Origin of the sequence: Streptomyces sp. NPDC060232 (assembly GCF_042726555.1) — a bacterium.
GTDB lineage: Bacteria > Actinomycetota > Actinomycetes > Streptomycetales > Streptomycetaceae > Streptomyces.
In genome coordinates, this window is sequence record NZ_JBHXAG010000013.1 from 58,967 (window position 1) to 85,245 (window position 26,279).

At 73.9% G+C, this 26,279-nt stretch carries 24 protein-coding genes; 8 read left to right on the forward strand and 16 right to left on the reverse strand.

The features are described 5' to 3' along the window. Positions 1 to 90 precede the first annotated feature (90 nt). Positions 91 to 891, reverse strand: coding sequence for an alpha/beta fold hydrolase (locus ACFWFZ_RS20050; RefSeq protein WP_387124076.1), 801 nt, complete (start codon positions 889 to 891; stop codon positions 91 to 93). 140 nt (positions 892 to 1,031) lie between these two features. Here ACFWFZ_RS20050 and ACFWFZ_RS20055 point away from each other — a divergent pair, with 140 nt between their 5' ends. Together ACFWFZ_RS20055 and ACFWFZ_RS20060 are read left to right on the forward strand one after the other, a co-directional pair. Next, entirely contained in the window at positions 1,032 to 1,718 is a 687-nt protein-coding gene (locus tag ACFWFZ_RS20055) for a GNAT family N-acetyltransferase (RefSeq protein WP_387124078.1), read from the forward strand. Between the two features lie 358 nt (positions 1,719 to 2,076). Then, the gene (locus ACFWFZ_RS20060; protein WP_387124080.1) at positions 2,077 to 3,363 is read left to right on the forward strand and encodes an alpha/beta hydrolase; all 1,287 of its coding nucleotides are present in this window, start codon (positions 2,077 to 2,079) and stop codon (positions 3,361 to 3,363) included. Here the strand turns inward: ACFWFZ_RS20060 and ACFWFZ_RS20065 are convergent. Continuing rightward, a complete protein-coding gene (locus ACFWFZ_RS20065) occupies positions 3,341 to 4,819 on the reverse strand; it encodes a carboxylesterase/lipase family protein (protein WP_387124082.1) in 1,479 nt (492 codons plus the stop codon). The two genes, ACFWFZ_RS20060 and ACFWFZ_RS20065, sit on opposite strands and share 23 nt — an antisense overlap. A gap of 97 nt (positions 4,820 to 4,916) precedes the next feature. On the opposite strand from ACFWFZ_RS20065, the gene ACFWFZ_RS20070 reads away from it, so the two are divergent. Together ACFWFZ_RS20070 and ACFWFZ_RS20075 are read left to right on the forward strand one after the other, a co-directional pair. Further along, positions 4,917 to 5,237 (forward strand): hypothetical protein, encoded by a 321-nt coding sequence (locus ACFWFZ_RS20070; RefSeq protein WP_387124084.1) that lies wholly within the window; start codon positions 4,917 to 4,919, stop codon positions 5,235 to 5,237. Between the two features lie 96 nt (positions 5,238 to 5,333). Next, on the forward strand, positions 5,334 to 5,621 hold the full coding sequence (locus ACFWFZ_RS20075) for a chaplin (RefSeq protein WP_030030914.1): 288 nt from the start codon (positions 5,334 to 5,336) through the stop codon (positions 5,619 to 5,621). An 86-nt stretch (positions 5,622 to 5,707) separates the two neighbouring features. On the opposite strand, the gene ACFWFZ_RS20080 is transcribed toward ACFWFZ_RS20075, so the two are convergent. The 7 genes from ACFWFZ_RS20080 to ACFWFZ_RS20110 all read right to left on the reverse strand — a co-directional run bounded on the left by ACFWFZ_RS20080 (position 5,708) and on the right by ACFWFZ_RS20110 (position 12,510). Beyond that, positions 5,708 to 6,571 (reverse strand): tyrosinase family protein, encoded by an 864-nt coding sequence (locus tag ACFWFZ_RS20080; protein WP_387124086.1) that lies wholly within the window; start codon positions 6,569 to 6,571, stop codon positions 5,708 to 5,710. 30 nt (positions 6,572 to 6,601) lie between these two features. Continuing rightward, positions 6,602 to 6,967 (reverse strand): tyrosinase family oxidase copper chaperone, encoded by a 366-nt coding sequence (locus ACFWFZ_RS20085; RefSeq protein WP_387124088.1) that lies wholly within the window; start codon positions 6,965 to 6,967, stop codon positions 6,602 to 6,604. Positions 6,968 to 7,026: 59 nt separating this feature from the next. Continuing rightward, positions 7,027 to 7,566: a GNAT family N-acetyltransferase gene (locus ACFWFZ_RS20090; protein WP_387124090.1), complete on the reverse strand. Its 540-nt coding sequence runs from the start codon at positions 7,564 to 7,566 to the stop codon at positions 7,027 to 7,029. Between the two features lie 212 nt (positions 7,567 to 7,778). Next, positions 7,779 to 8,801: an alpha/beta fold hydrolase gene (locus ACFWFZ_RS20095; RefSeq protein WP_387124092.1), complete on the reverse strand. Its 1,023-nt coding sequence runs from the start codon at positions 8,799 to 8,801 to the stop codon at positions 7,779 to 7,781. Between the two features lie 393 nt (positions 8,802 to 9,194). After that, the gene (locus tag ACFWFZ_RS20100; protein ID WP_387124094.1) at positions 9,195 to 10,319 is read right to left on the reverse strand and encodes an acyl-CoA dehydrogenase family protein; all 1,125 of its coding nucleotides are present in this window, start codon (positions 10,317 to 10,319) and stop codon (positions 9,195 to 9,197) included. Beyond that, positions 10,316 to 11,539 carry an acyl-CoA dehydrogenase family protein gene (locus tag ACFWFZ_RS20105; protein WP_387124096.1) on the reverse strand — a complete coding sequence of 408 codons (1,224 nt, stop codon included), beginning with the start codon at positions 11,537 to 11,539 and terminating at the stop codon, positions 10,316 to 10,318. The genes ACFWFZ_RS20100 and ACFWFZ_RS20105 overlap by 4 nt, the downstream gene beginning before the upstream one ends. Continuing rightward, positions 11,536 to 12,510, reverse strand: a complete 975-nt coding sequence (locus tag ACFWFZ_RS20110) for an NADPH:quinone oxidoreductase family protein (protein ID WP_387124098.1) — start codon at positions 12,508 to 12,510, stop codon at positions 11,536 to 11,538. The genes ACFWFZ_RS20105 and ACFWFZ_RS20110 overlap by 4 nt, the downstream gene beginning before the upstream one ends. 213 nt (positions 12,511 to 12,723) lie before the next feature. Here ACFWFZ_RS20110 and ACFWFZ_RS20115 point away from each other — a divergent pair, with 213 nt between their 5' ends. Beyond that, on the forward strand, positions 12,724 to 13,839 hold the full coding sequence (locus ACFWFZ_RS20115; protein ID WP_387124100.1) for a hypothetical protein: 1,116 nt from the start codon (positions 12,724 to 12,726) through the stop codon (positions 13,837 to 13,839). 409 nt (positions 13,840 to 14,248) lie between these two features. On the opposite strand, the gene ACFWFZ_RS20120 is transcribed toward ACFWFZ_RS20115, so the two are convergent. Then, positions 14,249 to 15,013, reverse strand: coding sequence for a PIG-L deacetylase family protein (locus ACFWFZ_RS20120; protein WP_387124101.1), 765 nt, complete (start codon positions 15,011 to 15,013; stop codon positions 14,249 to 14,251). Positions 15,014 to 15,031: 18 nt separating this feature from the next. Here ACFWFZ_RS20120 and ACFWFZ_RS20125 point away from each other — a divergent pair, with 18 nt between their 5' ends. After that, entirely contained in the window at positions 15,032 to 15,823 is a 792-nt protein-coding gene (locus tag ACFWFZ_RS20125) for an MBL fold metallo-hydrolase (RefSeq protein ID WP_387124103.1), read from the forward strand. A gap of 11 nt (positions 15,824 to 15,834) precedes the next feature. Here the strand turns inward: ACFWFZ_RS20125 and ACFWFZ_RS20130 are convergent, their stop codons facing one another. The 3 genes from ACFWFZ_RS20130 to ACFWFZ_RS20140 form a co-directional block, all read right to left on the reverse strand. Continuing rightward, entirely contained in the window at positions 15,835 to 17,145 is a 1,311-nt protein-coding gene (locus ACFWFZ_RS20130) for an alpha/beta fold hydrolase (protein ID WP_387124105.1), read from the reverse strand. A gap of 270 nt (positions 17,146 to 17,415) precedes the next feature. After that, positions 17,416 to 18,501 carry an S-(hydroxymethyl)mycothiol dehydrogenase gene (locus ACFWFZ_RS20135; protein ID WP_030820264.1) on the reverse strand — a complete coding sequence of 362 codons (1,086 nt, stop codon included), beginning with the start codon at positions 18,499 to 18,501 and terminating at the stop codon, positions 17,416 to 17,418. Between the two features lie 73 nt (positions 18,502 to 18,574). Continuing rightward, the gene (locus tag ACFWFZ_RS20140; RefSeq protein ID WP_387124107.1) at positions 18,575 to 19,540 is read right to left on the reverse strand and encodes a LysR substrate-binding domain-containing protein; all 966 of its coding nucleotides are present in this window, start codon (positions 19,538 to 19,540) and stop codon (positions 18,575 to 18,577) included. Positions 19,541 to 19,611: 71 nt separating this feature from the next. Between ACFWFZ_RS20140 and ACFWFZ_RS20145 the strand changes: the two genes are divergently transcribed. Together ACFWFZ_RS20145 and ACFWFZ_RS20150 are read left to right on the forward strand one after the other, a co-directional pair. Next, positions 19,612 to 20,577 (forward strand): dihydrodipicolinate synthase family protein, encoded by a 966-nt coding sequence (locus ACFWFZ_RS20145; RefSeq protein ID WP_387124109.1) that lies wholly within the window; start codon positions 19,612 to 19,614, stop codon positions 20,575 to 20,577. A gap of 381 nt (positions 20,578 to 20,958) precedes the next feature. Continuing rightward, positions 20,959 to 21,702, forward strand: a complete 744-nt coding sequence (locus ACFWFZ_RS20150) for a transglycosylase SLT domain-containing protein (protein ID WP_387124111.1) — start codon at positions 20,959 to 20,961, stop codon at positions 21,700 to 21,702. A gap of 22 nt (positions 21,703 to 21,724) precedes the next feature. On the opposite strand, the gene ACFWFZ_RS20155 is transcribed toward ACFWFZ_RS20150, so the two are convergent. From ACFWFZ_RS20155 to ACFWFZ_RS20165, 3 genes are all read right to left on the reverse strand, one after another. Continuing rightward, positions 21,725 to 22,645, reverse strand: coding sequence for a phytoene/squalene synthase family protein (locus tag ACFWFZ_RS20155; protein ID WP_387124113.1), 921 nt, complete (start codon positions 22,643 to 22,645; stop codon positions 21,725 to 21,727). 64 nt (positions 22,646 to 22,709) lie between these two features. Next, positions 22,710 to 24,416, reverse strand: coding sequence for a serine/threonine-protein kinase (locus ACFWFZ_RS20160; protein WP_387124115.1), 1,707 nt, complete (start codon positions 24,414 to 24,416; stop codon positions 22,710 to 22,712). A 27-nt stretch (positions 24,417 to 24,443) separates the two neighbouring features. Then, on the reverse strand, positions 24,444 to 26,066 hold the full coding sequence (locus ACFWFZ_RS20165) for a peptide-N4-asparagine amidase (RefSeq protein ID WP_387124117.1): 1,623 nt from the start codon (positions 26,064 to 26,066) through the stop codon (positions 24,444 to 24,446). Positions 26,067 to 26,279: the final 213 nt, after the last annotated feature.

Consider the following 26,279-nt stretch of genomic DNA (forward strand, 5'->3'; position numbering starts at 1 on the left):
ACCCCGTGCAAGGACATGCTCACGCGACCCGGCCCCGGCGGGCCCGGGCGGTCCTCCGCAGGGCCCGGTCCTCCGCAGGGCCCGTCCGGCTCAGAGGCCGGCGAGGAAGTCCAGCAGGGCCCGGTTGAAGGCTTCGGGCTGCTCCACCCCCGGCAGGTGGCCCGCCCCCTCGATGACGGTGAGCACCGAGTGCGGCAGCAGCGCGTGCAGGGCCTGGGCCTCCGCGACCGGGGTGTAGGCGTCGTCGGCGCCGACCAGGACCAGGCAGGGCTCGGCGGCCGCGGCGAGCAGCGGCCGGTAGTCCGGGCGCTCGGCCCGGCCGCGCTGGGCGGCGGCCGCGCCCTCGGGGTCGGTCGCGCACATCATGGCCGTGACCCGCGCGGCGGCCTCGGGCATGCCGGTCACGTTGTAGGGCGCCAGCATCTTGTCGATCACCTCGTCGGCGTAGGGCCGCATGCCCTCCGCGATCAGTCGTCCGGCGGTCTCCCGGCGCAGTTCCGCCCCGGCTTCCGTCTCGGGCGCCGGGGAGGTGTCGGACAGCACCAGGGCCCGTACCAGACCCGGGTGGCGCAGCCGCATCTCCATCGCGATCTGGCCGCCCATGGACACACCGCCGACGACCACCTGTTCGAGGCCCAGTCCGTCGAGGAGGGCGGCGAGATCGTCCGCGTGGTCGGCGAGCAGGACCTTGCCCGGCAGCACCGGGCTGTCTCCGTATCCTCGCAGGTCAGGGGTGATCACGCGGTACCCGGCGGCCGTGAGGGCAGCCGTCTGGGGGGCCCACATGGTGCGGTTGAAGGGGTGTCCGTGGATCAGGATCACGGGCGCTCCGAGGCGGGGACCCGAGTCGTCGAAAAACAGCGTCACACCATTGCCAAATTGGGGCTTCATGAGAGGACTTTAAGGAGCTACATTGAGCCACTCGCGTTCACCCGACAGCCGGTTGCCTTTCACTCGTGTTTTGCACGGGGGGCGACGTCATGGACGCAGACTGTGCCACCACCCCACCGCCCAGAAGGACCGAAGGCTCCGTGCCCGTACCCGTACACCTCGCGGGCCGCACCGTGCGGCTCGAGCCCCTCGCCCCCCACCACACCGAGGCTCTGGCCGTGGCCGGGGCCGAGGATCGTACGACCTACGCCTTCACTCCCGTACCCCATGGGGTGCAGGCGTCACACGAGTACATCGACCGCGCCCTCGCAGATCAGGCTGCGGGTCGATCGCTCCCGTTCGCCATCGTCAGAGCCACTGACGGGCGCGTCGTCGGTTCGACCCGGTTCCTGGAACTCGACTACTGGCAGGGGCCGCTGGTGTGGCCCGCCGTGCCGGGCGTCCCGTTCGGCGATCCGGCGACGGCGATCCCCGATGCCGCCGAGATCGGCAACACCTGGCTGTCCCCGACCGCCCAGGGCACCGGCATCAACACCGAGGCGAAGCTGCTCATGCTCCGCCATGCCTTCGAGGTCTGGGGTGTCCGCCGCATCTCGCTGCGCGCCGACGCGCGCAACGGCCGGTCGCGCGCCGCGATGGAACGTCTCGGCTTCACCTGCGAAGGGGTCCGCCGGGCCCACTCACGGGGGCTGGACGGCGCCGTCCGCAGCACCGCCTTCTACTCGATCCTCGACGAGGAGTGGCCGGCCGTACGGTCGATCATCGAGCTGAGGCTGTCGGCGGGGGCGCAGCGCAAGCGCCGCCGCAAGACCCTGATCCCCGCGTAGCGGGGAACGACGGAAACGGTCCTGCCCCCGCCCGTGTCCCGGCCTCTTCATCCGAGGAAGGCCGGGGCCAGGGCCGATTCCATCAGCCGGGCGGGGCCGACTCCGGGCGGTGGGGCGTTCCGGGAGCGGGGCGGTGGCCCCCTGCCCAGCGGCAGGTGCGGGTACCAGGCACGGGCGGCCACCGGATCAGGAACTGCCGGTGGCCGGCGGCGCCCGGGCAATGCGCTGCCCTAGGGAACCCCAAGAGAAGGAAAAGTGCGGAACTCCGGCGCACTTTCGTTCCTCTTCCGAACAGAAGAACCGAGTCGTCGGACCACCCCGCCCCTCTGGGGCAGCACCAGCCGGAGAGCCACCGCACATGTCGTACGCACCCGAGGGGCAGCAGCACCAGCCGTACGGGCCGGGAGGGCAGGGCCCGCGGCCCCCCTACGGCGACCAGTACGGCCGTCCGCACGGACGGTCCCCGCACGGAGAGCAGTACGGCGGGCCGTACGGGGAGCAGTACGCCCGGCAGGACCAGCACGGCGGGCCGTACGGGCAGCAGCCGCAGGGCCACTGGGAGCAGGAGCAGCCCGCGCGCCCGCGCCGCCGGGGCAGGCGCTGGCTGATAGCCGGCGTCTGCGTGCTCGCGCTCGCGGGCATAGCCGCCGGCGTCATGAACCACTACGAGATACCCCCGTTCACCGACAAGGGCTCCACGGTCTCCTTCGGGCAGCAGCCCGGCGGCGGCACGTCCAACCAGGGCGGCGCGGGGGCCCAGCAGCCGGCGAACTCCAAGATGCTGATGCCGACCGGGCCGGCCGCCGACTTCAAGAACTCGATGACGCTGGCCGACGGCACGCACGTGGCCGTCACCACCCTGGACGGCAAGAAGTCCGGCTTCAAGGGCAAGGTCTGGGTCTGGGCCCCCAAGGAGTACAACGACCCGAAGTTCGCCAAGAGCGGCTTCCCGGTCCTGATCGCCCTCCCGGGCGGCGCCGGCTACCCGAACAACTACTGGATGGGCACGGACCTCGGCCTCCAGACCAGCATCAGCAAGTGGTACGCGGAGGGGAAGAGCAAGCCCTTCCTGCTGGCCATGCCGGTGCTCAACCCCGGCCCGGACGACAAGGGCGTCTACTGGGACGGCTCCGACATCCCCGGCCAGCCGAAGATGGGCACCTGGCTGACCGAGGACGTCCCGGACCTGATGAAGGCGAACTTCCGCACCGTGAAGTCCCGTGACGGCTGGGCCTTCATGGGCTCCTCCACCGGCGGTTTCGCGGGCATGAAGGCCGTGCTGAAGCACCCGGACAGGTTCAAGGCCGTGATCGCCTCGGGCCCGGACATCGTCCCGGACTCCTCCCTGTGGAAGGGCCACGACAAGGAGAAGGCCGAGAACAACCCGGAGCTGCTGGCCAAGCACCTCATCGACACCAAGGGTCCGGACGTCTACATCGCCTTCCAGGTCGGCGACAGCGAGAGCAACAAGAAGACCCTGCCGGACGTGCAGAAATTCGTCGCCACCTTCGGCAACAAGGGGCCCGTGCACACCAGCCTGCGGGTGATACCGGGCGGCCGGCACAACGCCAAGACCTACGTCCCGAACATGGGCGAGGGGCCGATCCAGTACATCAGCAAGGTCATGGAAGGACCGGTCGAGTAGCCACCGGCACCTCCGTCCGATCACGCTCCGGCCCGCCGAACACCTTCGGCGGGCCGTCGCCGCTCCAGGGCTCCCAGCCCGGGTCGCCCGTCGTCGCGAACCGCACCCACGCCGTGTGCATCGCGTCGGCCAGCTCCTGCGGGGCTTCGGTCCCGGCCAGCCACGCGGCCTCGGGCACGGACAGCGTGTCGAAGACGAAACCCAGCTCCAGGGCGTGGCAGGCGCCGAGGCCCGGGATGCCCGAGCACCAGGCGAACTCGTACAGGTAGCTCGGCGCGGCCCGCCGGGCGCCCGCGAGCCTGCGCAGCGGATCGCGCAGCAGCCGGTCGGTGAGGAGCTGCCCGGCGAGCTCGGCCGGCCCGGCCCCGGGCAGGGCGGTGCGCAGCGCCCGTACGGCGGCCCGGTCCTTGCCCGTACGGGCGCGGGCCAGGGCCACGGCGAGCGGCCCCATCCGGTCCAGCAGCCGCATGCCGCCGGTCGGGGCGAGCCAGAGCCGGTACTCCTCGGTGGTCCATCCGAACAGCAGCGGCACCGCGCCGGAGGCGTCCGCGTCGGCGGTCAGGGCGTCGAGGGGGTCGACGGGGAGCGTGTCCGGGTCGACGACCAGGCCGAAGGCGGGTCCGCCGAGGAGGGGGCCCGATCTGCGCAGGACGGCGGCCTGGGCGGCCATCAGGTCGGGCAGCGAAGTGGCGGCGAAGGCCCTCGCGGTGGCGTCGACCTTCAGCAGCGAGGCCATCCGCCGGGCCATCGCCCGCACCCGGGGGCGGGGCAGGGCCTCGGGGGCTCCGCTCTGCAGGACCGCCCGGTGGAAGAGGCCGGCCGCGCGCGGAGCGGCCAGGAGGGCGCCGATGCTGATGGCTCCGGCGGATTCGCCGAAGACGGTGACGCGGGCCGGGTCCCCGCCGAAGGCCTCGATGTTGTCGCGGACCCATTGGAGGGCGGCGATCTGGTCGAGCAGGCCCCGGTTGGCGGGTGCGTCGGGGAAGAGCCCGTACCCGAGGACGCCGAGTCGGAAGTTGAAGGACACCATCACGATGCCGTCGCGGGCGAAGGCCGTGCCGTCGTAGACGGGCACGGCCGCGGAGCCGCGGGTGTGCGCCCCGCCGTGGATCCACACCATGACCGGCAGCCCGGCCCCGGGGGCCGGCTCGGGGGTCCACACGTTCACGTTGAGGCAGTCGTCGCCGGGGATCTCCGGGTCGGTCAGCAGGGCCGCGAAGGTGGCCGGGTAGGGCACCTTCGGTGCGGTGGGGCCGAAGGCCGCGGCCTCGCGTACGCCGTCCCAGGCGGCCGGGGGCGCGGGCGGCGCGAAGCGGAGGGCGCCGACGGGTGGGGCCGCGTACGGGATGCCCCGGAAGACCGCGATGCCGTCGGGCCCGGTACGGCCCTCGACCACGCCGGCCCCGGTCCTGACCCGCGGCCGGCCGACGTCGGCGGCGACGCCCTCTGTGCTCATCCGTCCTCCTGCAGCTGTGCCGGTCCCGCACGGTCGCACAGCCGTCCAACGGGTGACAAGGCGTGACCGGGCCGGGGACCGGCCCGGTTGGACGGGCATGCGAATCCTGCGTATCCACCACACTCTGCCCGTCCTGCTGCTGGCGGGCATCTCGTGCCTCACCGGTCCGGCCCACGCCGCGGGGCCGGATTTCCAGTACGTGGGCCAGGACGACCGGGTGCACGGGCTCACCGCGCCGCGGGGCTGCGTGGCGGCGGAGGGCGGCGGCGGGCGCGCGGTCACCAACACGACCCGCGGCTCGGCGACCCTCTACCAGGGCCCACGCTGCTCGGGCCGGGTCGTCGGGACGCTGCGGCCCGGGGAGGTCGCTCAGATCCGGCCGTACTTCGCCTCCATCGCCTTTCCCGTCACCGGGTAGGCGCAGGGGCCGTGACCCCGCGGCCCTCCCCGCGTTGTATGCCATGTCAAATGCCACAGATTATGTGGCGCCCCACATCTCACGAGGAGATCTTTGATGTCGCGTATCGCGAAGGCATTCGCCATCACCGCTGTCACCGGTAGCGCCGTGGTCGCCGGTGCGGGCCTGGCTGTCGCCGATGCCGGAGCGCACGGTGCGGCGGTCGGCTCCCCCGGTGTCCTGTCGGGCAACCTGGTCCAGGTTCCGGTGCACGTCCCGGTCAACGTCTGCGGCAACACCGTGAACGTGATCGCCCTGCTGAACCCGGCGTTCGGCAACACCTGCGTCAACGCTTCGGGCGGCGGCGCCGACCACCACACCGAGGGTGGCGACTACGGTCACTGATCGCCTGCTCGGCCGAAGGGCCCCCGCCGTCCGGCGGGGGCCCTTCCCCTGTGTCCCGCGCCCCGGCTCGCTGCGGGGCCGGCGGGTCACTCGTAGCGGTACAGGCCCTGGTGGCTGAGCGCCTCGCGCGGCGTGACGTTCCACGGCGGCATCGGCTCGTCGAGGGCGATCACCCGGCCGCGCTGGAGGTCGCCGAGGGCAAGGGGGGCGGCGGGCAGGTAACCGGAGCGGGGGTGCTTGTGCTGCCAGCGGTCCCAGATCAGGTCCACGAAGGCGTGGTGCAGCCAGAACGCGGGGTCGTTGGGCGCCGTACCGCCCGTCATGTGTCCGCCGATCCACTGGTGGACCTTGTTGTGGTTGCGCCAGCGCTCGCTCTTGGGGGCGGCCCAGCCCTCCAGCTTGTTGCGGAAGCCGCCGGCCGTGGCCGTGGAGTCCCAGGGCGAGAGGTCGTAGACCGGATCGTCGATCGCCCACTGGAGTTCGGCCGGGGTCGGCAGGGTGATCGGGTTCTGCGGCCTGCCCAGGTTGCGGGTCAGGAACGCGGACTCCGTGATGCCCACCGTGACCGTCCAGTTACCCTTGTCGTAGGCGAACGGCCCGGTCATCACCTTGCGGTCGGTCGCACGGCCGGTGCCGCCGAGGAAGTCGTCCGCCCAGAGCGAGGAGACCGGGCTGGTGTCGGTGGTCCAGTCCCAGTACGGGACGGACACGCCCGGGTCGATCTGCCGCAACTGCTTCTCGAACTCCAGCAGATAGAGCCGGTGCCACGGGAAGAAGGACGGGGACATGTGCCCGACCCGCAGCTTGCGGTCGCGGTCGGGCACGAAGTACTTGTCGTGGGTGCGCACCAGGGCGTCGTACGCGCCGCTGCGCTTCAGCTCCAGCACCGCCGCGATGAACCGCTTCTTCTGGGTGCTGGTGAGGTTCTTCTGGTTCTGCCGGACGTGCAAAGCGGGGGTCCTCCCGTTCCCTTGGGTTGGTCAGCCGTGGTGCGGGGCCGCGAACGCCAGCTGGGTCGTGCCCAGTTCGTCGACCGCGGCCCGGGCCAGTTCCAGTGGGGTCGGATAGGACTGGAAGTGGTTGATCCCGCTGAGATAGCTGCCGTCGGCGCGGCGCATGACGTGCAGTGGGCGGCCGTCGATGCGGACCCCGGCGACGTCGACGGCGATGTGCCGGCCGCGGTACGTCTCCTCGGCGAGCGGCGCCGGGGTGAGGGTCTGCCGGGGCCGTCGGGCGCGCAGTACGGGAGCCAGGGCCGCGCCCGTACCGGCGAGCACGGCCGCGGTGAACGCCGCGCGCAGGAGCGCGCGTCGGGTCAGAGGTGCGGCGGCGGTTGCTGCGGACATGCGGTCTCCCTCGCTCGGTGGCCGGCGGCTACGGGTCTAACGCCGCGCGGCGGGCGAGGTCACCCGCGGGCGCCGCGCAGCTGCTTGTAGAAGAGGGTGGTCGGGTGCAGCCGGCCCTCCGGGTCGGTGGCGTAGTCGGGAATGGTGCCGGCCTGCGTCCAGCCCGCGGAGCGGTAGACGTTCTCGGCGCCGCTGCCGGTCTCGGTGTCCAGGAACATCAGCAGTACCCCGGCGCGGGCGGCTGCGGTCTCGGCGTGCGCGAGGAGGGCGCGGGCGGTGCCGCGGCCGCGGGCGGCCGGATGGACCATGAGCTTGCGCAGCTCGGCGCGGTGGCGGCCGTTGGGCTTGGACTCGCGGTACCAGCTGACGGTGCCGTCGATGGCGCCGTCGGCGCCGGTGCGGGAGACCCACAGGGCGAGGGATCCGTCCTCGACGGCGGGCAGCAGGGAGTCCCACCAGGCGGCGGCGGTCGCGTGGTCAAGGCCCGCGAGGAAGCCGAGCGAGGAGCCGTCGGAGACCACGGCCTGGAGGAGGGTGGCGAGTTCGTCACGGTGGGTGCGCAGTCCGGTGGCGGACAGGGCGGTGATCACGGCGGTCATGCGGCGAGCATAGGGATCGGCCGGGAACGCGGCGCAGGCGGGGCGGAGGGGCGGGGCGGAAGGGCGGGCGGCCCGGGGGCGGGCGGCCCGGGGCGGCCCGTCGGGGTCGGCGCGCCCGGCTCGGCCGAAGGTACGAGACGGGCGGACGGGAGGGCTGGCCGGGTGGGTGGCCCGCCGGGTGGCCGGGTGGCTGGCCGGGCGGCCGGTTGGGCTCAACGCCCCTGGTTCCGCTGCCCGTCGCGTACCCGGTCGACCACTTCGCGCACGGCGTCCGCCACCGTACGGGGCTGTTCGACGGCGATCCCGTGGCCGCTGTCGGTGTCGGTGACGTGCCGGGCGTGCAGTTCGGCGGCGAGGCGGTTCTGGGCGGCCGTCCAGGCCGGCCAGGTCGAACCGCTGTCGCCCACCCGGAGGTCCCACGGCTCGTCGGAGCTGAGCACGACCGCGGGCAGGGGCCGGGCGAGCGGAGGTGCGGCGCGGATCTGGGCGACGCTCGCGGTGTAGTCGGGTACTTCGAGACCCTCCGGGCCCTTCGTCGCGTCGACCTTGCGCATCCAGTCGGACCACTGGGCCGGTGCCAGCGTGTCGCGCAGGTGGGTCGAGGCGCCGTCGACGGCGACCAGGCCGGCGACCCGGGGATCGCCGGTGCGTGCGGCCAGGGCGGTGATCATCGCCCCCCACGAGGCCCCGACCAGCACGTAGGGGCCGCGCTCCCCCGCCCCGGCGAGCACGGCCCGCAGATCGGAGACCCCGTCCGCCGCCGTGGTGGGCTGGGGCACCGCTGTCGACGGGCTCCGCATGCCGTCGAACCGCGTGGTACCGGGGCGGTCGTAGGCGCACACCCGTGTGAAGGAGGCGACCGCCGGGAACACCGCGGACGCGCTCGGCGCCGGGGCGGCCCCGGCACGCGCCGGGTCGGCCGCGTGGGTCCACTCGTCCGCGGCGCCGCGCGTCCCGGACACGAGCACCACCGTCGGTGTGCCCGTCCCCCGGCACTCGACGTGGACGCGGCGGCCGCCGGGAACGGCGACCATGCCCTCGAAGTCCCCGCGGGGGCCGCGGTCGGCGGGCGGGTCCGTACCGTCCCGGGCGACGGGCCGGGCCGCCGCCGGACCGGCCGGGGCGAGGGGCGCCAGAGCCGAGAGGGCCACCGCGGCCGCGGTGGCCGCGACGAGCCGACGGGGACGGCGCGCCGCGGCGCGCGAGGGCGGGGCCGCCCCGCGTCGTGCGGGCATGGATCCAGTCTGGCATCCGCCCCTCGGGGCCGCAGCCGGTGCTGTGCGCGGAAAGGTCTGCCGGGGCGCGGTGTCCCGTGCGGTGTGTCGCAAGGCGGAGGGCCGCGGCTCGTACCGGACGTACGTGCGTGGTCCGACAACACGGCGAGGCGCCGGCCGGGCGCCGCGACCCGGCGAACCTCTGCGGTCACGGAACAGCCGGTGCTGTGGCCGGAGAGGCTTGCCGGGGCGCGGTGTTCGGCGCATGGGGTCTCCCCAGGCCCACAGGGCCGAGGGGAAGCATCGCAAGGCGGAGGGCCGCGGCTCGTACCGGACGTACGTGCGTGGTCCGACAACGCGGCGAGGCGCCGGCCGGGCGCCGCGACCCGGCGAACCTCTGCGGTCACGGAACAGCTAGGGCGCCGGGAGTTCAGCGAAGTCGGCGACCAGGCCGCGGTGGTGGCCCGCCGTGCCGAGGGCGAGGGAGTCGGCCTTGGCCCGCTTGAGGTAGAGGTGCGCGGGGTGCTCCCACGTCATGCCGATGCCTCCGTGGAGCTGGACGCACTCCTCGGCGGCGCGGACGGCGACCCCCGAGCAGTAGGCCTGGGCGACGGCGATCGTGAGAGGCGCGTCGGGGGCGCCGGTGGCGAGGGCGTCGGCCGCGGCCCTGGCCGCCGCGCGGGCGGAGGCCACGTCGAGCCAGAGCCGCGCCAAGCGGTGCTTGAGGGCCTGGAAGGAGCCGACGGGCCGGTTGAACTGGTAGCGGCCCTTGACGTGTGCGACGGTCTCGGTCAGGCACCACTCGGCGAGCCCGACCTGCTCGGACGCGAGCAGGCCCGCCGCGGAGAGCAGGGCTCCGGCGATGGCTGCCCGGGCTGTGGCGGGGTCGGCGAGGCGGGTGCCCGGGGCGGCCTCCAGCGTGACGGTGGCAAGCGGACGGGTCAGGTCCAGCGCAACCAGCGGGGTCACGGCGGTGTCCGCGGCCCGGACCGCGTAGAGCCCGGTGTCGGCCGGGACGAGCAGTACGTCGGCGGCCACCGCGTCCGCCACGGCGTTGACCGTGCCGGTCAGGATGCCCCCGCCGGAGTCCCGTACGGGGGCGGGCAGGGGGGCGCCGGGAGCGAGGGTCAGCGCAACGGCCGGGGCGCACACCGTGTGGCCCGAGGCCAGCTCGGCCAGCAGCGGGGCGGCTTCGGCGGTGTCGCAGCCGAGCAGGATCTCCGTGGCGAGCACGGCGCTGGTGAGGTACGGGACGGGGGCCACGGCCCGGCCCAGTTCCTCCAGCACCACGGCCGCCTCCCGGTGTCCCGCGCCCTGCCCGCCGAGTTTCTCGGGTACGAGGAGTCCCGCCGTGCCGATCTCGACGGCGAGGGTGCGCCACAGGGCCGGGTCGTGCGGCCGGCCCGTCTCGGCGCGGGCGAGGACCGCCTTGGCGTCGCAGCGGGCGGCGAGGAGCGAGCGTACGGCGGCGCGCAGCTCCTCCTCGGCTTCGGAGTAGAGGAGGTCGGCCGGCGCCGTCGGCGCTGTCGGCGTCGTCATCGGGACAGGTCCTTCCATGCGAGGTCCTTGTCGTCGCGCGGCTCGGGGGGCAGGCCGAGGACGCGTTCGGCGACGATGTTGAGGAGGATTTCGCTCGTGCCGCCCTCGATGCTGTTGCCCTTGGCGCGCAGGTAGCGGTAGCCGGCGTCGCGGCCGGTGAAGTCGACCAGTTCGGGACGGCGCATGGTCCAGTCCTCGTACAGGAGGCCTTCCTCGCCGAGGAGTTCGACCTCCAGGCCGCTGATCTCCTGGTTGAGGCGGGCGAAGGTCAGCTTCATGCCCGAGCCCTCGGGGCCGGGCTGGCCCGCGGCGAGCTGCTGGCGCAGCCGCTCGCCGGTGAGGCGGGCGACCTCGGCCTCGACCCACAGTTCCAGCAGCCGCTGGTGGAGGGCGTGGGTGCGCAGGCCGGGGCGTTCGCGCCAGGCCGCGGCGACGGGTGCGATCATGCCGCCCTCGCGCGGGATGCGCATGCCGCCGATGGAGACGCGTTCGTTCATCAGGGTGGTGCGGGCGACCGCCCAGCCCTCACCCACGGCGCCGAGGCGGTGGGCGTCGGGGATGCGGACACCGGTGAGGAAGACCTCGTTGAACTCGGCCTCGCCGGTGATCTGGCGCAGCGGCCGGACCTCGACGCCGGGGTCGTGCATGTCGCAGAGGAAGTAGGTGATGCCCTGGTGCTTGGGCAGTGCCGGGTCGGTGCGGGCCACGAGGATGCCCCAGCGGGCGTTGTGGGCGCTGGAGGTCCAGACCTTCTGGCCGTCGACGGTCCACTCGCCGGCGCTTTCGTCGAGGACGGCGCGGGTGGCGAGCGCGGCGAGGTCCGATCCGGCGCCGGGCTCGCTGAAGAGCTGGCACCAGACCTCTTCGCCCAGCCACAGGGGGCGCAGGAAGCGCCGCTTCTGCTCCTCGGTGCCGTACGCGAGGATCGTGGGCGCGGCCATGCCGAGCCCGATGCCGATCCGGCGCGGGTCGTTGTCGGGGGCGCCGGCGGCTTCCAGTTCGGCGTCGACGACGGCCTGGAGGGTACGGGGCGCGCCGAGTCCGCCGAGGCCTTCGGGGTAGTGCACCCAGGCGAGTCCGGCGTCGAAGCGGGCGCGGAGGAACGCGGTGCGGTCGGTGCCGGCGGGCGGGTGCGCGGCGAGCAGCTCCCGGGTGCGGGCGCGCACGGCCTCGGCGGTGAGGGGGGTGGCCTCGCTGGTCGGGGTGGCGCCGCTGGTCATCGGGCAGCTCCGTCCAGGCCCGGCAGGACCACCAGGCGGCCGGTGGTGGTCCCGTCGGCGACGCGCTGCACGGCGTCGGCGGCGTGCACGAGCGGGAGGCGTTCGCTGACCAGCGGTGTGACGGCGCCCTCGGCGGCGAGCCGGGTGAGTTCGGTGTGGCAGGCGAGGATGGCGGCGGGGTCCTTGGCGGCGTACAGGCCCCAGTGCAGGCCGAGCACGGCGTAGTTCTTCACGAGGGCGTGGTTGAGGGCGGGGGCGGGGATGGTGCCGCTCGCGAAGCCGACGACGACGATCCGGCCCTCGAAGGCGACGCATCTGGTCGACGCGGTGTAGGCGTCGCCGCCGACCGGGTCGTAGACGACGTCGGCGCCGCGTCCGCCGGTGAACTCCTTGACGCGGGCGGCGATGTCCTGCGCCGTACGGTCGATCACCAGGTCGCAGCCGAGTTCCTCGGCGGTACGGGCCTTCTCCTTGCCTGCGACCACTCCGATGACGGTGGCCCCGGCGACCTTGCCCAGTTGCACGGCGGCGCTGCCGACGCCGCCGGCGGCGGCGTGCACGAGGAGGGTCTCGCCGGCCCGGAGGCCGGCGCGGCGGTGCAGGCCGAACCAGCCGGTCTGGTAGCCGATGTGGAGGGCGGCCGCCTCGGCGTCGTCGAGGGTGTCGGGGGCCGGGAGCAGGGCGCGGGCCGGTGCGGTGACGTACTCGGCGAACCCGCCGTGCGGCAGGCTCGGGTTGGCGATGACGCGGCGGCCGTCCTCGGTCTCGCCGCAGATCTCGACGCCGGGGGTGAAGGGCAGCGGCGGTGTGATCTGGTACTGCCCGCGGACGAGCAGCGCGTCGGGGAAGTTCACGTTGGCGGCGAGCACCCTGAGTTTCACCTCGCCCTCGCCGGGGACCGGTTCCGGCACCTCTTCGAGGCGCATGGCCTCGCGGGGCTCGCCGGGGGTATGTACTCGCCATGCCTGCATCCGGGGCCTCCAGCCGCCGTCGAGGAATCACGCTCCGAGGGCATACTAAGCGGTCGCTTGCCCTCTTGTGAATCGCCGGGAGGGGTGGACCGTCGGCCGGCCCGAAACAACTCGCGTCATTTCAGGCCACATCCGTCCCGCCATCAGGCAATATGTGGCGTGCACGTGTCATGACTCAACGGGGAACTGCACCTGTCCAGGGGGGACCACCACATGAGAAGAAGCATGTCCGCGGCCGGAGCCGCCGTCGTTCTGGCGGGCCTGATCACGGCGGCCGGACCCGCCGCGGCGGCCGACACGAAGTGCACGCCGAAGATCCAGGTGCTCGACTCGATCGGGGACGAGTCGTACGTGCGCGACATGCAGCGCAGCCAGGGCGTCTTCGACTTCGGCTCGGACGGCCTCGCCGTCGGCGTCTCGGGCTACAAGCCCGTCTACTGGACCGGCACCACCGTGCACCAGGTCCCGCTGGCCGACGCGAACCAGACGGGCCAGGTGCTCGCCGTCAACGCGCACGGCCTGATGGTCGGCGTCCTCCGCGGTTTCGGCGGCACCTCCCTGTTCACCTACCAGGCGGGCGCCGCGGCGATCACCCCGCTGCCGGACAGCGACGGCTCGGACCTGGAGGCCGACGTCAACGACGCCGGGTACGTCGTCTCCCGCTCCGACAGCTGGATCGCCACGGTCTGGAAGGACGGCCAGAAGGTCCGCGACCTGCCCGTCCCGGCCGACGCGGGCCCGGGCACCCGGATCACGATGGTCACGGGCATCAACAACCGGGGCGACATCCTCGGCATGGCCACGCAGGACTACGAGGTCCCCGAGACCGGCGCGCACCTGGAGGGCACCTACCCGGTGCTGTGGCCCGGGGACGGAACCGCCGCCCGGCTGCTGGCGCCGTCCATGAACGACAGCTACGTCCAGGACCTCGACGAGAGCGGCCGGGTCGTCGGCTACGACTGGGCCGGGCCGTGGCACGAGTACCAGACGTGGGTGTGGGAACCCCCGCTCACCGGCCCCGGCACCACGCCCGGGGGGCTGAGCTCGCACCCGTACGCCACGTTCGAGGCGATCAGCCCGAACACGAACGTCAGCGTCGGCACGGCCAAGTTCCACCCGGACGAGATGACCCTCCCGGACCAGGCGCTCCTACGGGCCGGCTCCGGCCCGGTCAAGGCCCTGCCGCGGCTGGCCGCGGGCGGGGCGAGCATGGCCGATGCGGTGTCGGACGGCGACCGCGTCGGCGGGGCCGCCGTGAACGCGAAGGGCAAGCTCAAGCCGGTGATCTGGACCTGCGCGACCCGGCAGGCCTACAACCCGGGCAGCTAGGTCCTGTCTGGAGTTCCGGCGCGGGAGAAGGAGCGGCGTCTGGTGCCGTCGAATCCAAGGCGGAGGAGGGAGTCGACGCGGAGCGTCGGCGACTGACGACAACGCCGGAAGCGGCGGTGCCGGACACCGCAACGCCGCGGGGGAACTCCAGACAGGACCTAGTGACCGCCGGGTCCCGCCGGCAGGGGGACGGGGTTGTCCGCGCCATGGTGATCTGCGCGCCCGCACGCTGTCGATGGGCGCATGGAGAACCCTCTGCGCGGCCTCCCCGCGCCGCCGCCGCTCGGTGCCGCCGCCCTGCCCGCCGGTACGTACGCCGGGCAGGTGGTCCTCGTGACCGGCGGCGGCACCGGCCTGGCAAGGCCGTGGCCACCGAGTTCGCCCGGCTCGGCGCCGATCTGTGGGACGGTCAGCGGGGGAAGACCTCGAACGCGACCGCCGGACGGCCGTCGTACCGCGCCGCCACCCGTTCGGCGTTGCCGGTGAGGAAGGCGCGGGCGTACTCCTCCGGATCCTGGTCGGTCAGCGCCGCGATGTAGGCCTTGTGCTCCAGCAGGGACAGCACCGAACGCTCCAGGCCCGGGCCGGCGTCGGCCGCGTGCGTGGGCGTGCTGGTGCCGGCGACCGCCACCCAGCGGACCCCGTCCCACGGCTCCAGGCCCTGCTCGGAGATGAGCTCCGGGAAGATCCAGCGGTTGCCGGCGTCGGCGGCCGCGTCCAGGGTGGCCCGGCCGACGGCCTTGTGGTCGGGGGTGTTCCAGTGGCCGCCGCCCTGTTCCCCGCCCCACGTGTCGCGGTGGTTGAGGGTGACGACCAGCTCGGGGCGGTGCCGGCGGATGGCGGCGGCGATGTCCCGGCGCAGGCCGAGACCGTACTCGACGATGCCGTCGCGGTGGTCGAGGAACTCCACCGCGGACACCCCGACCACGGCCGCGCTCGCACGCTGTTCGGCCTCGCGCAGCGGGGCGCACTCGGCGGGGGCGAGGGAGTCGATGCCCGCCTCGCCGCGGGTTGCCAGGAGGTAGACCACCTCGCGGCCGCCGTCCGTCCAGTCCGCGATGGCCGCCGCGCACCCGTACTCCAGGTCGTCCGGGTGGGCCACGACGGCGAGGGCGCGCCGCCAGTCCGTGGGCATGGGCTCCAAAGGGGCCTGCGGATCACGTTGTTCGGTCATGCGTCGCACACTAGATGAATGGACCGACACGGGCTGGTAGTGGCCCTCCTTGACGCCACAGGAACCTTCTTCGAGCCCGCCGCAACGGCCTTCCCCGGGGCGGACGCGGCCGACTGGGCGCGCGCCGCACTGCTGGATCCGGGTGCGGCGGGCCCCGGCGGTGCCTGGCGGCTGGACTTCCGGTGCTTCGCCGTCGCGCGGCCGGGGGGCCGGTGGGTGCTGGTGGACGCGGGGGTCGGACCGGCGGACGGGCCCGCCGCCGGGTGGGCGCCGGTACCGGGGCGGCTGCCGGCCGCCCTGGCGGAGGCCGGCATCGCACCGGGGGACGTGGAGACGGTGGTGCTGACCCATCTGCACGAGGACCACGCGGGCTGGACGTCGGGGCCCGGCGGTGGACTTCTCTTCCCCGCCGCGCGCCATGTCGTCCAGCGGGCCGAGGTCGCCGCCCTCGACCGGGGCGACCCGGTATGGGAGTGGACGGTGGCCCCGCTGCGGGCCTCCGGACAACTGCACGAGGTGGACGGCACGCACCGGCTGGGGGCGGGAATCACCCTGCTGCCGACGCCGGGCCACACCCCCGGCCACCAGTCGGTGCTGGTGGAGCAGGGCCCGGCCGGCCGGGACGTGCTGGTCACCGGCGACGTACTGGTGCACGCCGTGCAACTGGGCAATCCGGCGGTCCCGTACTCGCACGAACGCGACCGGCCCGCCGCCCGCGCCTCCCGCGAGCACCTGCTGGCGCAGGCGGTGCAACGCGGCGCCCTCCTGGCCACCGCCCACCTGACCCGCGCCTTCGTGGAGCCCTGCTGAACCCTTCCCGCTCAGGCGTCGTCGTGGACGAGGGCCAGCAGGCGGTCCAGGACGCGGGGGCCGCCCGCGCGCAGGCCGTCGTGTTCGAACTCGTCCGTCACCCAGGTGCGCAGGCCGCGGATGGCGCGGGCCGTGCGCAGGGAGTCCTCCGTCTCCACGTACATGTCGTCGTGGTAGACCGCCGCGGCCACCGGAACCTCGTTGGCCGCCAGCCGCTGCGGGTCGTACAGGGGCTGCCAGCCCGTACGGGCGGCCAGCAGGTCGGCGGTCTCGCGCAGCGGGGTGAGGGCCGGGTCGGTGGTGAAGTGCCAGGGGTGGATGGTCTCGCCGGTGAAGAGCAGGGGCTCGTCGCCCGCGAGGGCCTTGTGGGCGTCGAAGCGGGGGTGGTCCGCCCGGACCCGTTCGGCGGCCCATGCCGTGGGGGCGGCCGGGTCCTGGGCGTAGATCGCCTCGTGGACCAGCGCGTAGAGGGGATGTCCGGCGAAGGAGAGGAGGGCGCGGGCGCCTTCCAGGAAGGCGTCGGAGAGCGCCGGTCCCGCGGGGGTCGGGACGAAGGCGTCCTCCAGCAGGTAGTGGAGTTGGTGGCTGCCGTCGCCGCCGCCGAGGAGGATGCCGAGGGACTGGAAGGCCTCGACGGTCAGGACGTGGCCGCCGGGGAGTTCGGCCGGCCGCTCCGCGAGGTGCGCGGCGATCCAGCGGGCCCGCTCGACGTCCATGGGGTAACGGGCGTAGTGGGCAAGGTTCTTGCGCTCGGTGCGGGGATACGCAGCCCGGTACACCTCGTCCGCGGTGGCGGTCAGCGACGGGAGGCCGCCGGTGATCAGAGCCGCGGTGAGGCCCTCGGGCGCGCTGGAGAGGTAGCGGACCGTGCAGAAGCCGCCGAAGCTCTGGCCGAGCACGGTCCAGGGCGCGCCGCCGGTCAGACCGGGGCGGACGGCCTCGGCGTCGCGCACGATGGAGTCGGCGCGGAAGTGGGCGAGGTAGTCGGCCTGCTGGGCGGGGGTGCCGCGCAGGGGCAGCGTCTGCCGGTTCACCGGGGTGGACCGGCCGGTGCCGCGCTGGTCCAGCAACAGCACCCGGTAGTCCTGCAGGGCCCGCTCCAGCCAGGCCTGCCGGCCGACGAAGCGGCGGGCGCCGAAGCCCGGGCCGCCCTCCAGGTACAGCAACCAGGGCAGGGACTGGGGGTCCTTGCCGGTGGCGACCACCTCGCGGCCGTACAGCTCGATCCGCTCCCCGTCCGGGCGCGCGTGGTCCAGGGGGACGGAGAACCGGTGGTCGGTGAGGACCGTGCCGGGCTGGCGGTAGCTGTGGACGACGGTCACGGACGGCCCCCAGGGGTACGAGGTACGGGATTCCGCGCCCCGGCCGGGTGAGGCGCGGGCGTGCGCGGCGGTCCGCCCGAGTCTATGACCTGTCCGGGGCTCAGGGGCCCGAGGGGCCTTACCAGGCCTGACCGTGCCTGATAAGGCCTGGCCGGCCTACCGGCCTGACCGGCTTCACCTGCCTCACCGGCCTTCCGTGCGGCGGCCGGTGGGCCGGAGCGCGCGGAAGGCCGGTGGCCGGGTCGCCGGCGCCGGGTCCCTGGGGCTGCGTCAGAACTCGACGACCGAGCGGAGCACCTCGCCGCGTTCCATCCGGGCGAAGGCCTCCTCGACCCCGTCGAGCGGGATGGTCTCGGAGACGAAGGCGTCCAGGTCGAGCCGGCCCTGCAGGTAGAGGTCGATCAGCAGGGGGAAGTCGCGCTCGGGCAGGCAGTCGCCGTACCAGGAGGACTTCAGGGCGCCGCCGCGGCCGAAGACGTCCAGGAGCGGGAGTTCGAGCTTCATCTCCGGGGTCGGCACTCCGACCAGGACCACCGTCCCGGCGAGGTCGCGCGCGTAGAAGGCCTGCTGGTAGGTCTCGGGGCGGCCCACGGCGTCGATGACCACGTCGGCGCCGTTGCCTCCGGTGAGAGCCTGGACGGCCTTGACGACGTCCTCGGTGCGGCCGTTGACGGTGTGCGTGGCGCCGAGGCCGCGCGCCCACTCCAGCTTCCGGTCGTCCAGGTCCACGGCGATGATCCGCGAGGCGCCCGCCAGCCGGGCACCGGCCACGGCCGCGTTGCCCACTCCCCCGCAGCCGATGACGGCGACGGAGTCGCCCCGTCCGACGTTGCCGGTGTTGAGGGCGGCGCCGAGGCCGGCCATCACGCCGCAGCCGAGGAGTCCGGCGGCGGCCGGGGAGGCGGCCGGGTCCACCTTGGTGCACTGGCCGGCGGCGACCAGGGTCTTCTCGGCGAAGGAGCCGATGCCGAGGGCCGGGGACAGTGGGGTGCCGTCCTCCAGGGTCATGGGCTGGGTGGCGTTGTGCGTGGCGAAGCAGTACCAGGGGCGTCCGCGCTTGCAGGCCCGACAGGTGCCGCACACCGCACGCCAGTTGAGGACGACGAAGTCGCCGGGGGCCACGGAGGTGACGTCCGGGCCGACGGACTCCACGATCCCGGCGGCCTCGTGGCCGAGCAGGAAGGGGAACTCGTCGTTGATCCCGCCCTCGCGGTAGTGCAGGTCGGTGTGGCAGACCCCGCAGGCCTGCACCCGGACGAGCGCCTCGCCCGGCCCCGGGTCGGGCACGAGGATCGTCGTCGTCTCCACCGGTGCGCCCTTGCTCCGGGCGATGACCCCTCGTACGCGATGTGTCACGTCCTACCCCGTTCTGATCGGTTCGGCCTGGATCAACGAACGTACACGGACGGCACCCGGTAAGGGAGTTGCGTCACGCTTCGGCGCGCGACCCGGCCAGATCCGGCGGTACGGCGGCGCGAAGTGCCGCGCCGAAGGCCGCCACAGCCGGGTGGGCGCCGGCTCCGCTACGGAAGGCGAGGTTGGTGCGCCGCTGCATGACCAGCCGGGTGAGGTGCACGGACGGCTCGGCGGGCCCCGTGACCCCGAGCTGGGGGACGACGGCCACGCCCTGGCCCGCCGCGACCAGCGCGAGCACGGTGGCGAACTCGTCCACCTGGTGGCGTACCCGGGGGGTGAAGCCGGCGGCCTGGCAGGCCCGCACGGTCATGGCGTGGCAGAGGGTGCCGGGGGTGGCGGTGATCCAGGGCGATCCGGCGTGTGCCCGCAGGACCGCGTCCTGGTCGGCCGCGGGCGCCCCCGGCGACCTGGGTGACCCGGGCGTTCCCGATGCCGCGGGCGTTCCCGCGGCGGGCTCGGCCAGGTACATCGCCTCGCCGTACAGGGGTTCGGTGGTCAGGCCCGGCTCGCGCTCGGCGGGTACGAAGTCGTACGCGTGGACGAGGGCGACGTCCAGGTCCCCGGCCCGCAGGGCGTGGGCGACCGCCGCCGGATCGGTCTCGCAGACCATCGGCTCCAGCCCCGGGTGGCGGCGGGCGAGGGCCACCAGGGCGGCCGGGACGATCGCGCGGGAGGCGGTGGGGAAGGCGCCGATGCGCAGGGCTCCGGCGAGGCCCCCGCGGGCTTCGGCGAGGTCGGCGTCGGCCTGTTCCAGCCGTTCCAGGACGGCCTCGGCGTGCCGGACGAGGTTCTGCCCGGCGGGGGTGAGCCGGACCCGCCGTCCGGTGCGTTCCAGCAGGGGCAGGCCGGCCTCCCGCTCCAGCACGCCGAGCTGCTGGGACACCGCCGAAGGGCTGAAGGAGAGGGCCTCGGCCACGGCGGCGACGGTGCCGCGGCGGGCGAGTTCGCGCAGCAGGCGCAGGCGTCGCACATCGAGCATCAGCTCAGCTTACGGGTTGGGTAAGGAACGTGAACTGGATTTGCCGCTCAGGGCGGGCCAGGCTCGGGGGCATGGCACAGGACACGACAGAGGACATCGCAAGCGCGGCCTCGGGGGACATCGCGGGACCGGTCCCGCTCCACGGGATCCACGTACCGCTCGTCACCCCCTTCGCACCTGGCGGGGAGATCGCGGCCGAGGCCCTGGAGGCACTCGCCCACCAGGTGCTCGACGCGGGCGCCACCGGGATCGTCGCCCTCGGCACCACCGGCGAGGCGGCCGGTCTCGACCAGGAGGAGCGCGACCTCGTCACCGGCGTGTGCACCCGGGTCTGCGGCGAGCGCGGCGCCGTGCTGACCGTCGGCGCGGGGGCGTCCGGCACCCGGGCCGCGGAGGCCTCGCTGGCGGGGCTGGCGCGGTGGCCGCAGGCGGGGGCGGCGCTGGTCACCGTCCCCTCGTTCGTACGGCCCTCGGCGGCCGGGGTGTCGGCGCACTTCGAGCGGCTGGCCGCCGTGAGCCCCGTACCACTGATCGTCTATCACGTCCCGTACCGCACGGGGCAGCCTCTGGACGCCGCCACGCTGCGGGCGCTCGGCTCACTTCCGGGGGTCGTCGGGGTGAAGTACGCGGTAGGCGCCCTCGACCAGGACGCGGTGGAACTGCTCGGCGACCGGCCGGCCGGGTTCCACGTACTGGCCGGGGACGACGTCCATGTGTCGGCGATGCTCGCGCTGGGCGCGTCGGGCGGGATCCTGGCCTCGGCCCATCTGGCGACGGAACGGTTCGCGCAGCTCGCCGCGGCCTGGCGGGCGGGGGACGCGGTACGCGCCCGGACGTTGGGCCACGCGCTCGCCGGGCTGTCGGCGGCGGTCTTCGCCGAGCCCAGTCCAGGCGTCGTCAAGGGTGTGCTCCACGCCCAGGGCCGCATCCCGACCCCCGACGTACGGCTTCCCCTGCTGCCCGCCTCGCAGGAGGCGGTCACGGCCGCCCTGGAACGGCTCACGGCGCTCAGCGGGGTCCCGGCCGGGGGCGTGTGAGGAGGGCACACACGCCGGAAAGCGTCCTGGATGGGCGATTTAGCCGCTAAGCGCGAGTCGCCCGAATGAGGCCAACAGAGAGCGGACTTGCCCTTATTGACCCCGGGGCCGCCGCCCCGTGATGTCAGTCACGCGGAACAGGTCAACATCATTTCCTGCAAGAGGCCGATTCCCTTTCACCGGAAAGGGAATCGGCCTTTTCGCCCCGATGCCCACAAGGTCATTTCCGGGGCGGATTGCGGGATGTCGATCTATGGGTGGAATTCGGGGCTTGTTCGCGCCCGGCGGGCTCACCTACGGTCACCTCACTCCAGGTGGCGAGCTGCCGAATACGGCGCCGCCGACCCGGATCTCCCGTCCCCCCACGTGAGGAATTCCCCCATGCCTGCAAAGGGTAAGCACCGTCGGCCGAAGCAGAACCCGATCACCCGGAAGCTGGCCCTCGCCGGCACAGGCGGCGCGGCCCTCACGCTCCCGCTGATCAGCGCGACCACCGCAGGTGCGGCCGGGACGAGCGCGCCGGCAGCCGCGGTGACCACCGTCACCGCAGCCACCGTGGTCAACGCGGTGACCGCCCCTCCCGCCACGTATTCCGTGGTCGTCGGTGACACCCTTTCGGAGATCGCCGCGGACCACTCCGTGAACGGCGGGTGGAAGCAGCTCTACCAGGCGAACCGCGCGGTCGTCGGCGACAACCCCTCGATCATCCGACCCGGCACCAAACTGACCATCGGCGCCCAGGCGAAGGCCGCGACGGCGACCAAGACCGCGGTGAAGAAGGCCGCCAAGCCGGCGTCCTCCTACCCCAACAATCTCGACGGCTGGATCCGCGAGTCCCTCGACGTGATGGCCAAGCACGGTATTCCCGGAAGCTACAACGGAATTCACCGCAACGTGATGCGGGAGTCCTCGGGCAACCCCAAGGCGATCAACCTCTGGGACATCAACGCCCGGAACGGAATCCCCTCGAAGGGTCTCCTCCAGGTCATCGACCCGACCTTCAAGGCCTATCACGTGCCCGGCACTTCGCTGGACTCCTACGACCCGGTGGCCAACATCACCGCGGCCTGCAACTACGCGGCCGCCCGCTACGGCTCCATCGACAACGTCAACGGCCCCTACTAGCGGATGTCCGGCCGGACCTTGTTCAGCCGGGCTTTCGGCCCCCGGCTTTCGGCCGGGCGGCACGCAGCAGGATCCGCAGGGGTGCGACGATCCCGTAGCCGACGTCCCGGCGCAGGGCGCCGGCGCCGGCCCGCTCGACGGCGGTCAGCTGGTGCGCCATGAGGTCCGCCATGGTGGCGATGACGGGGCGCAGACCGGGCTCGGCGAGGTCGAGGATGCCGTGGGTGGCGTCGAGGGCCGCGCGGGCGCGCCGGGTCTCGCCGGCGAGGAGGGCCCGTACGGCAGGGGTGTCACGGGCCGCCTCCAGGTCGGCCCGGGTCACGGAGTGCTCGTCGAGGCGGGCGCGCGGGAGGCAGAGCCTGCCGTCGGCGAGGTCGCCGTGGAGGTCGGCGAGGAAGTCGACGCGCTGGGCGGCGTCGACGAACCGGCGCCATCCGGCGGCCTGTTCGGGGTCGGGGCCGCCTTGGTACTGCAGTCCGGTGAAGACCAGCACGCCGGGCCAGGCGTACGCGTCGAGGTAGGCCTGGAAATCCGGCTCGTCGTCGAAGCCGTCGAAGGCGGCCTCGGCGGTGGCGGCGCCCTCCAGGAAGCGGGACACCCAGTGCACGGGCAGGCCCCGGGAGTCCATCGCGTGGGCGTAGGACCGCAGCACGGGGTCGGGGCTGTCCCCCTTCTCCAGGGCGGCCTCGACGCGCTCGGTCAACGCGGCGAGGCCCGCGGCCCGTTGCTGCGGGGTGCCGGTCTCGGCCACGTCGTCGACGAGGTTCATGAAGGCGAGGCCGGCGGCGAGGGCCGGCACCAGGGGCGGCGCGGCGAGCAGTCGCAGCGCCAGGTACGGCGCGGGTTCGCGACGGAGCACCCTGCGGGCGGCGTGCGTGTAGTCGTCGCGCAGCCGCGTGCCGGAAATCCCGGCCCTCGTGAGGGTGGTGCGCCAGCTGGGCATGGTGGGGCGGGCTCCTCGATGGGTCGATGTACGCCTGAGCGGGGGACGGCACGGGCCCGCGGGCTCAGCCGTAGACCTTCCGGAGGCTGCCGTCGATGCCCCACAGGACGTAGCCGCCGCGCCCGTACTCGTCGCTGAGGTAGGTGCGGATGGCGGGGGTCTGGTCCATCATCCAGGGGTCGACGATGACGTGGCGCGAGGTCGGCTTGTCGACCTTCAGCTCCTTCTGGGACCGCTCCAGCAGGCCGGGCAGCTGGTCCCAGTCGACCGCGCCCATGTCGATCAGCGGCTCCCCCTCCTCGACCGTGCCGTCCGGGCCGGTGCGGCTGGCCACGCCGTCCCGGTACTGCCAGGAGTCGACCGTCTCGGCGCCGGCGGCCGTCGGGATGGAGGCGAGGATGTAGCCGTCGTAGAGCGTCATGTCGACGAACGTGGTCGTCCCCGCCTGCTTCTTGAACGCCTCCAGGGCCGTGCGGACGTTCCCCGGCGTCATCATGCTGCCGCGGGGCGCGTCCGCCTTCTGCGCGCTCGCCTTCGGGGCGGGGGCCGAGGCGTCCCGGCCGCCCCCAGTGGCGGCGGTGGCGACTGCCGGGCGGGTCGCGGGGCCGCCCTTCGCGTCGTCGTCACCGGAGTTCCCGTCGGGCAGCAACTGGACGATGCCGACCACGCCGGCCGCCAGGACCGCGGTGAGCGCGGCGCCGATCAGGGCCGGGCGGCGGCGCGGGGCGGACCCCACCGGGACGGGCGTGGTGGCGGCCGCGTACGGGGAGGCGCCGGAGCCGTACGGCGGCGGGGCGTGCGGGGTGGGGGTGGGCGAGTAGGGACCGAACTGCCCGTACGGGTTCGGCGCGGCCGGGGGCGCGACGGGCGGCGCGGCCATGGGTGCGGCGCCCGCACCGGCACCGGCACCGGCACCGGCACCGAGAGCAGCGCTCGCGTCCCGGAGCAGTTGTTCCAGCTGGGCGCCGTCGGGCCGCGCTGCCGGGTCCCGTACGAGCAGCCGCTCCAGTACGGGCCCCAGCGGGCCGGACCGCACCGGCGCGGGGATCGGCTCGTCGAGCACGGCGACGACCGTGGCCAGGCTGGTGGCCCGGCGCAGCGGGCTGACCCCCTCCGCGGCCACGTACAGCAGCATGCCCAGCGACCACAGGTCGGAGGCGGCCAGCCCCTCCTCCCCGCGGACACGCTCGGGCGCTATGTACTCCGGCGACCCGATCAGCACGCCGGTCGCGGTGAGCCCGGTGGAGTCGTGCAGGGCGGCGATGCCGAAGTCGGTCAGCACGGCCGACCCGTCGGGGCGCAGCAGCACGTTGGCCGGCTTCACGTCGCGGTGCAGGACGCCTTCGGCGTGCGCGGCGCGCAGCGCGGACAGCACGTCGAGGCCGAGCCGTACCGCTTCCGCGGGCGGTACCGGGCCTGACTCCAGGCGGTCGTGGAGGGAGCCGCCCTTGACCATCTCCATGACGATCCACGGGTGGCCGTCCGCACCCTCCGCCGGTTCGACGATGTGGTGGATGGTCACGACGTGGGGGTGGGCGAGACGGGCCAGGGCGCGGGCCTCGCGGACGGCGCGCTCGCGCATCTGGTCGGCCAGCCCGGGCTGGGCGGCGGCGGTCGCCGGGTCGGGCGGGCGCACCTCCTTGAGCGCGACCTCTCGGTGCAGGGCGATGTCGCGCGCCCGCCAGACGGTACCCATGCCGCCGCTGCCCAGGGGCGCGACCAGTTCGAAGCGCCCGTCGATCAGCTGTCTGCCGGCCTCACTCGTGTCCATGGCGGATCATCGTAGGCGCCGCCGCCGTCAGCAGCGCCGCCGGTCCACCGTGACCGTTCCCTGGGTGGTGCCCACCGTGCGGTCGTAGCACCCGCCGGGCGACTGCGACCCGTACAGCCGGTAGCGGGCGGAGGTGGTGGCCACCGCGTGGCGCTGGTCGCGCGGGACGTTCGCGGTGTAGGTGGCGTCGCCCGTGTACCGGTCGTCGAGCCGGGCGGCGTCGACGGTCCGGCCGCCGCGCAGGGTGACGGTGTCCGCGCGGTCGCCGAGGGAGAGGACCGTGCGCAGGCGGTCGCCGGCGCCGAGGGTGGTCTCGCCGTCCATCGTGTAGGTGCGGTCGGTCCGGGTGGTCGTCGGCCCGTGCACCACGCTCTCCTCGTCGGTCCAGGTCGCGGCGAGCGCGTCGAGGCTCTCGCCCTCGGTCCAGCGGTGCGCGGAGGTGTGGTGCACGGAGCGGGTGACGGTGGTGGCCACCCGGCCGCGGGAGGTGTTCAGGTATCCGGCCACGGTCAGGCGGTGTGCGCCCTCGGTGTCGACCCGGTGCTGTCCGCCCGGGCTCGCGGGCGTCCATCGGGAGTGGCCTGCCGGGGCGCTCTCCTCGTGCCTGGTCAGGGCGCCGGTGACGACCTGGCGGGCCTCGTCCTGCCACAGCAGCAGGTTGGCGGGGGTGCTCCAGCCGCTCTGTCCGGCGGGCAGCCCGGCGACGCCCACCTCGATGCGGTGCGGGCGGCCGTCGTTGAGGAGGGCGGCGTAGGGGGTGAGGTCGTAGCGGATCGGCTGGACGTCGAAGGCGCGCGGGCCGGGGGTGACGTACCAGAGGAACGGGTTGGACCAGCCGCCGGTCCAGACGGTGGGGAAGGGCGCGGCGATGCCGGCGAGTTGGCCGTCGACGGATACGCGGACCTCGCGGTGGGGGCCCTCGGCGGCCTTGCAGGAGTACGGTGCCGCGTCGGGGACGGTCATGTACCAGTACTCCTCGCAGCCGCCGCCCGAGCCGGTGGCGTACACCTCGGCGACGAGCCGTTCGGTGTTGCGGGGGGTGGTGACCACCGGGGTGGTCAGGGGCAGGACGCGGTCGGGGGTGTCGGGCGCCCGGGTGTGTCCTTCGGCGGCGTAGAAGGTCAGGGTGACCTTGACGTCGATGACTCCGGTGTAGGTGTCGTCGACGACGTTGCCGATGAGCATCTCGACGGTCTGCGGGCGGGCCAGGGTGTCGCGGTACCGGGTGACGTCCTTCTCGACGGACCAGGTGATGCCGTCGGGCGAGGGCTGGGGTGTGGACGTGCGCAGGATCTCCACACCGCCCAGGGAGAGGTGGCCCAGCCGGTCGTACTGGCGGCCCTTGACCTTGCCGTCGAGGCGGAGCACCACCGCGGCCCAGTCGGCCGCTCCACAGGCGGTGGGGGGCGCGTAGCCGCCGCGGTAGGGGGTGAAGTCGCGGAACTGCGCCTCCGCGAGGGTCACCTGGCACGACCGGGTCGCGGGTCGCGCGACGGGCGGCGCGGCGGTGAGGGGGTCGTGCCAGTCGGTGCCGAACTCGGCGGGCGGCGGGTCGGCCCGGGGCAGGCCGTGCGCGGGTCCCGCGGCGGCCAGGGTGCCGGCGGCCAGTGTGATCGCACCGAGCAGGCCCGTGATCCTGTGTCGTCTCATGGACCGGCAGTGAAACGCGGCGCGCCGGACGGCTGCCAGGGGCGGTGCCCCGGCACTGGCCGGTTCCCACCGCCCGCCCGATCCGGGACCGGCGTCCCCGACCGGGCCGGGGTGTGCGTCGCCGACCCGGCCGCGGTTCCACCCCGGTGCCGGTTCCTCGCTGCTCGTTCTCGTACTGCGCGTGGTGCGGCCAGGGTAGTGGGCCCGGTTCCG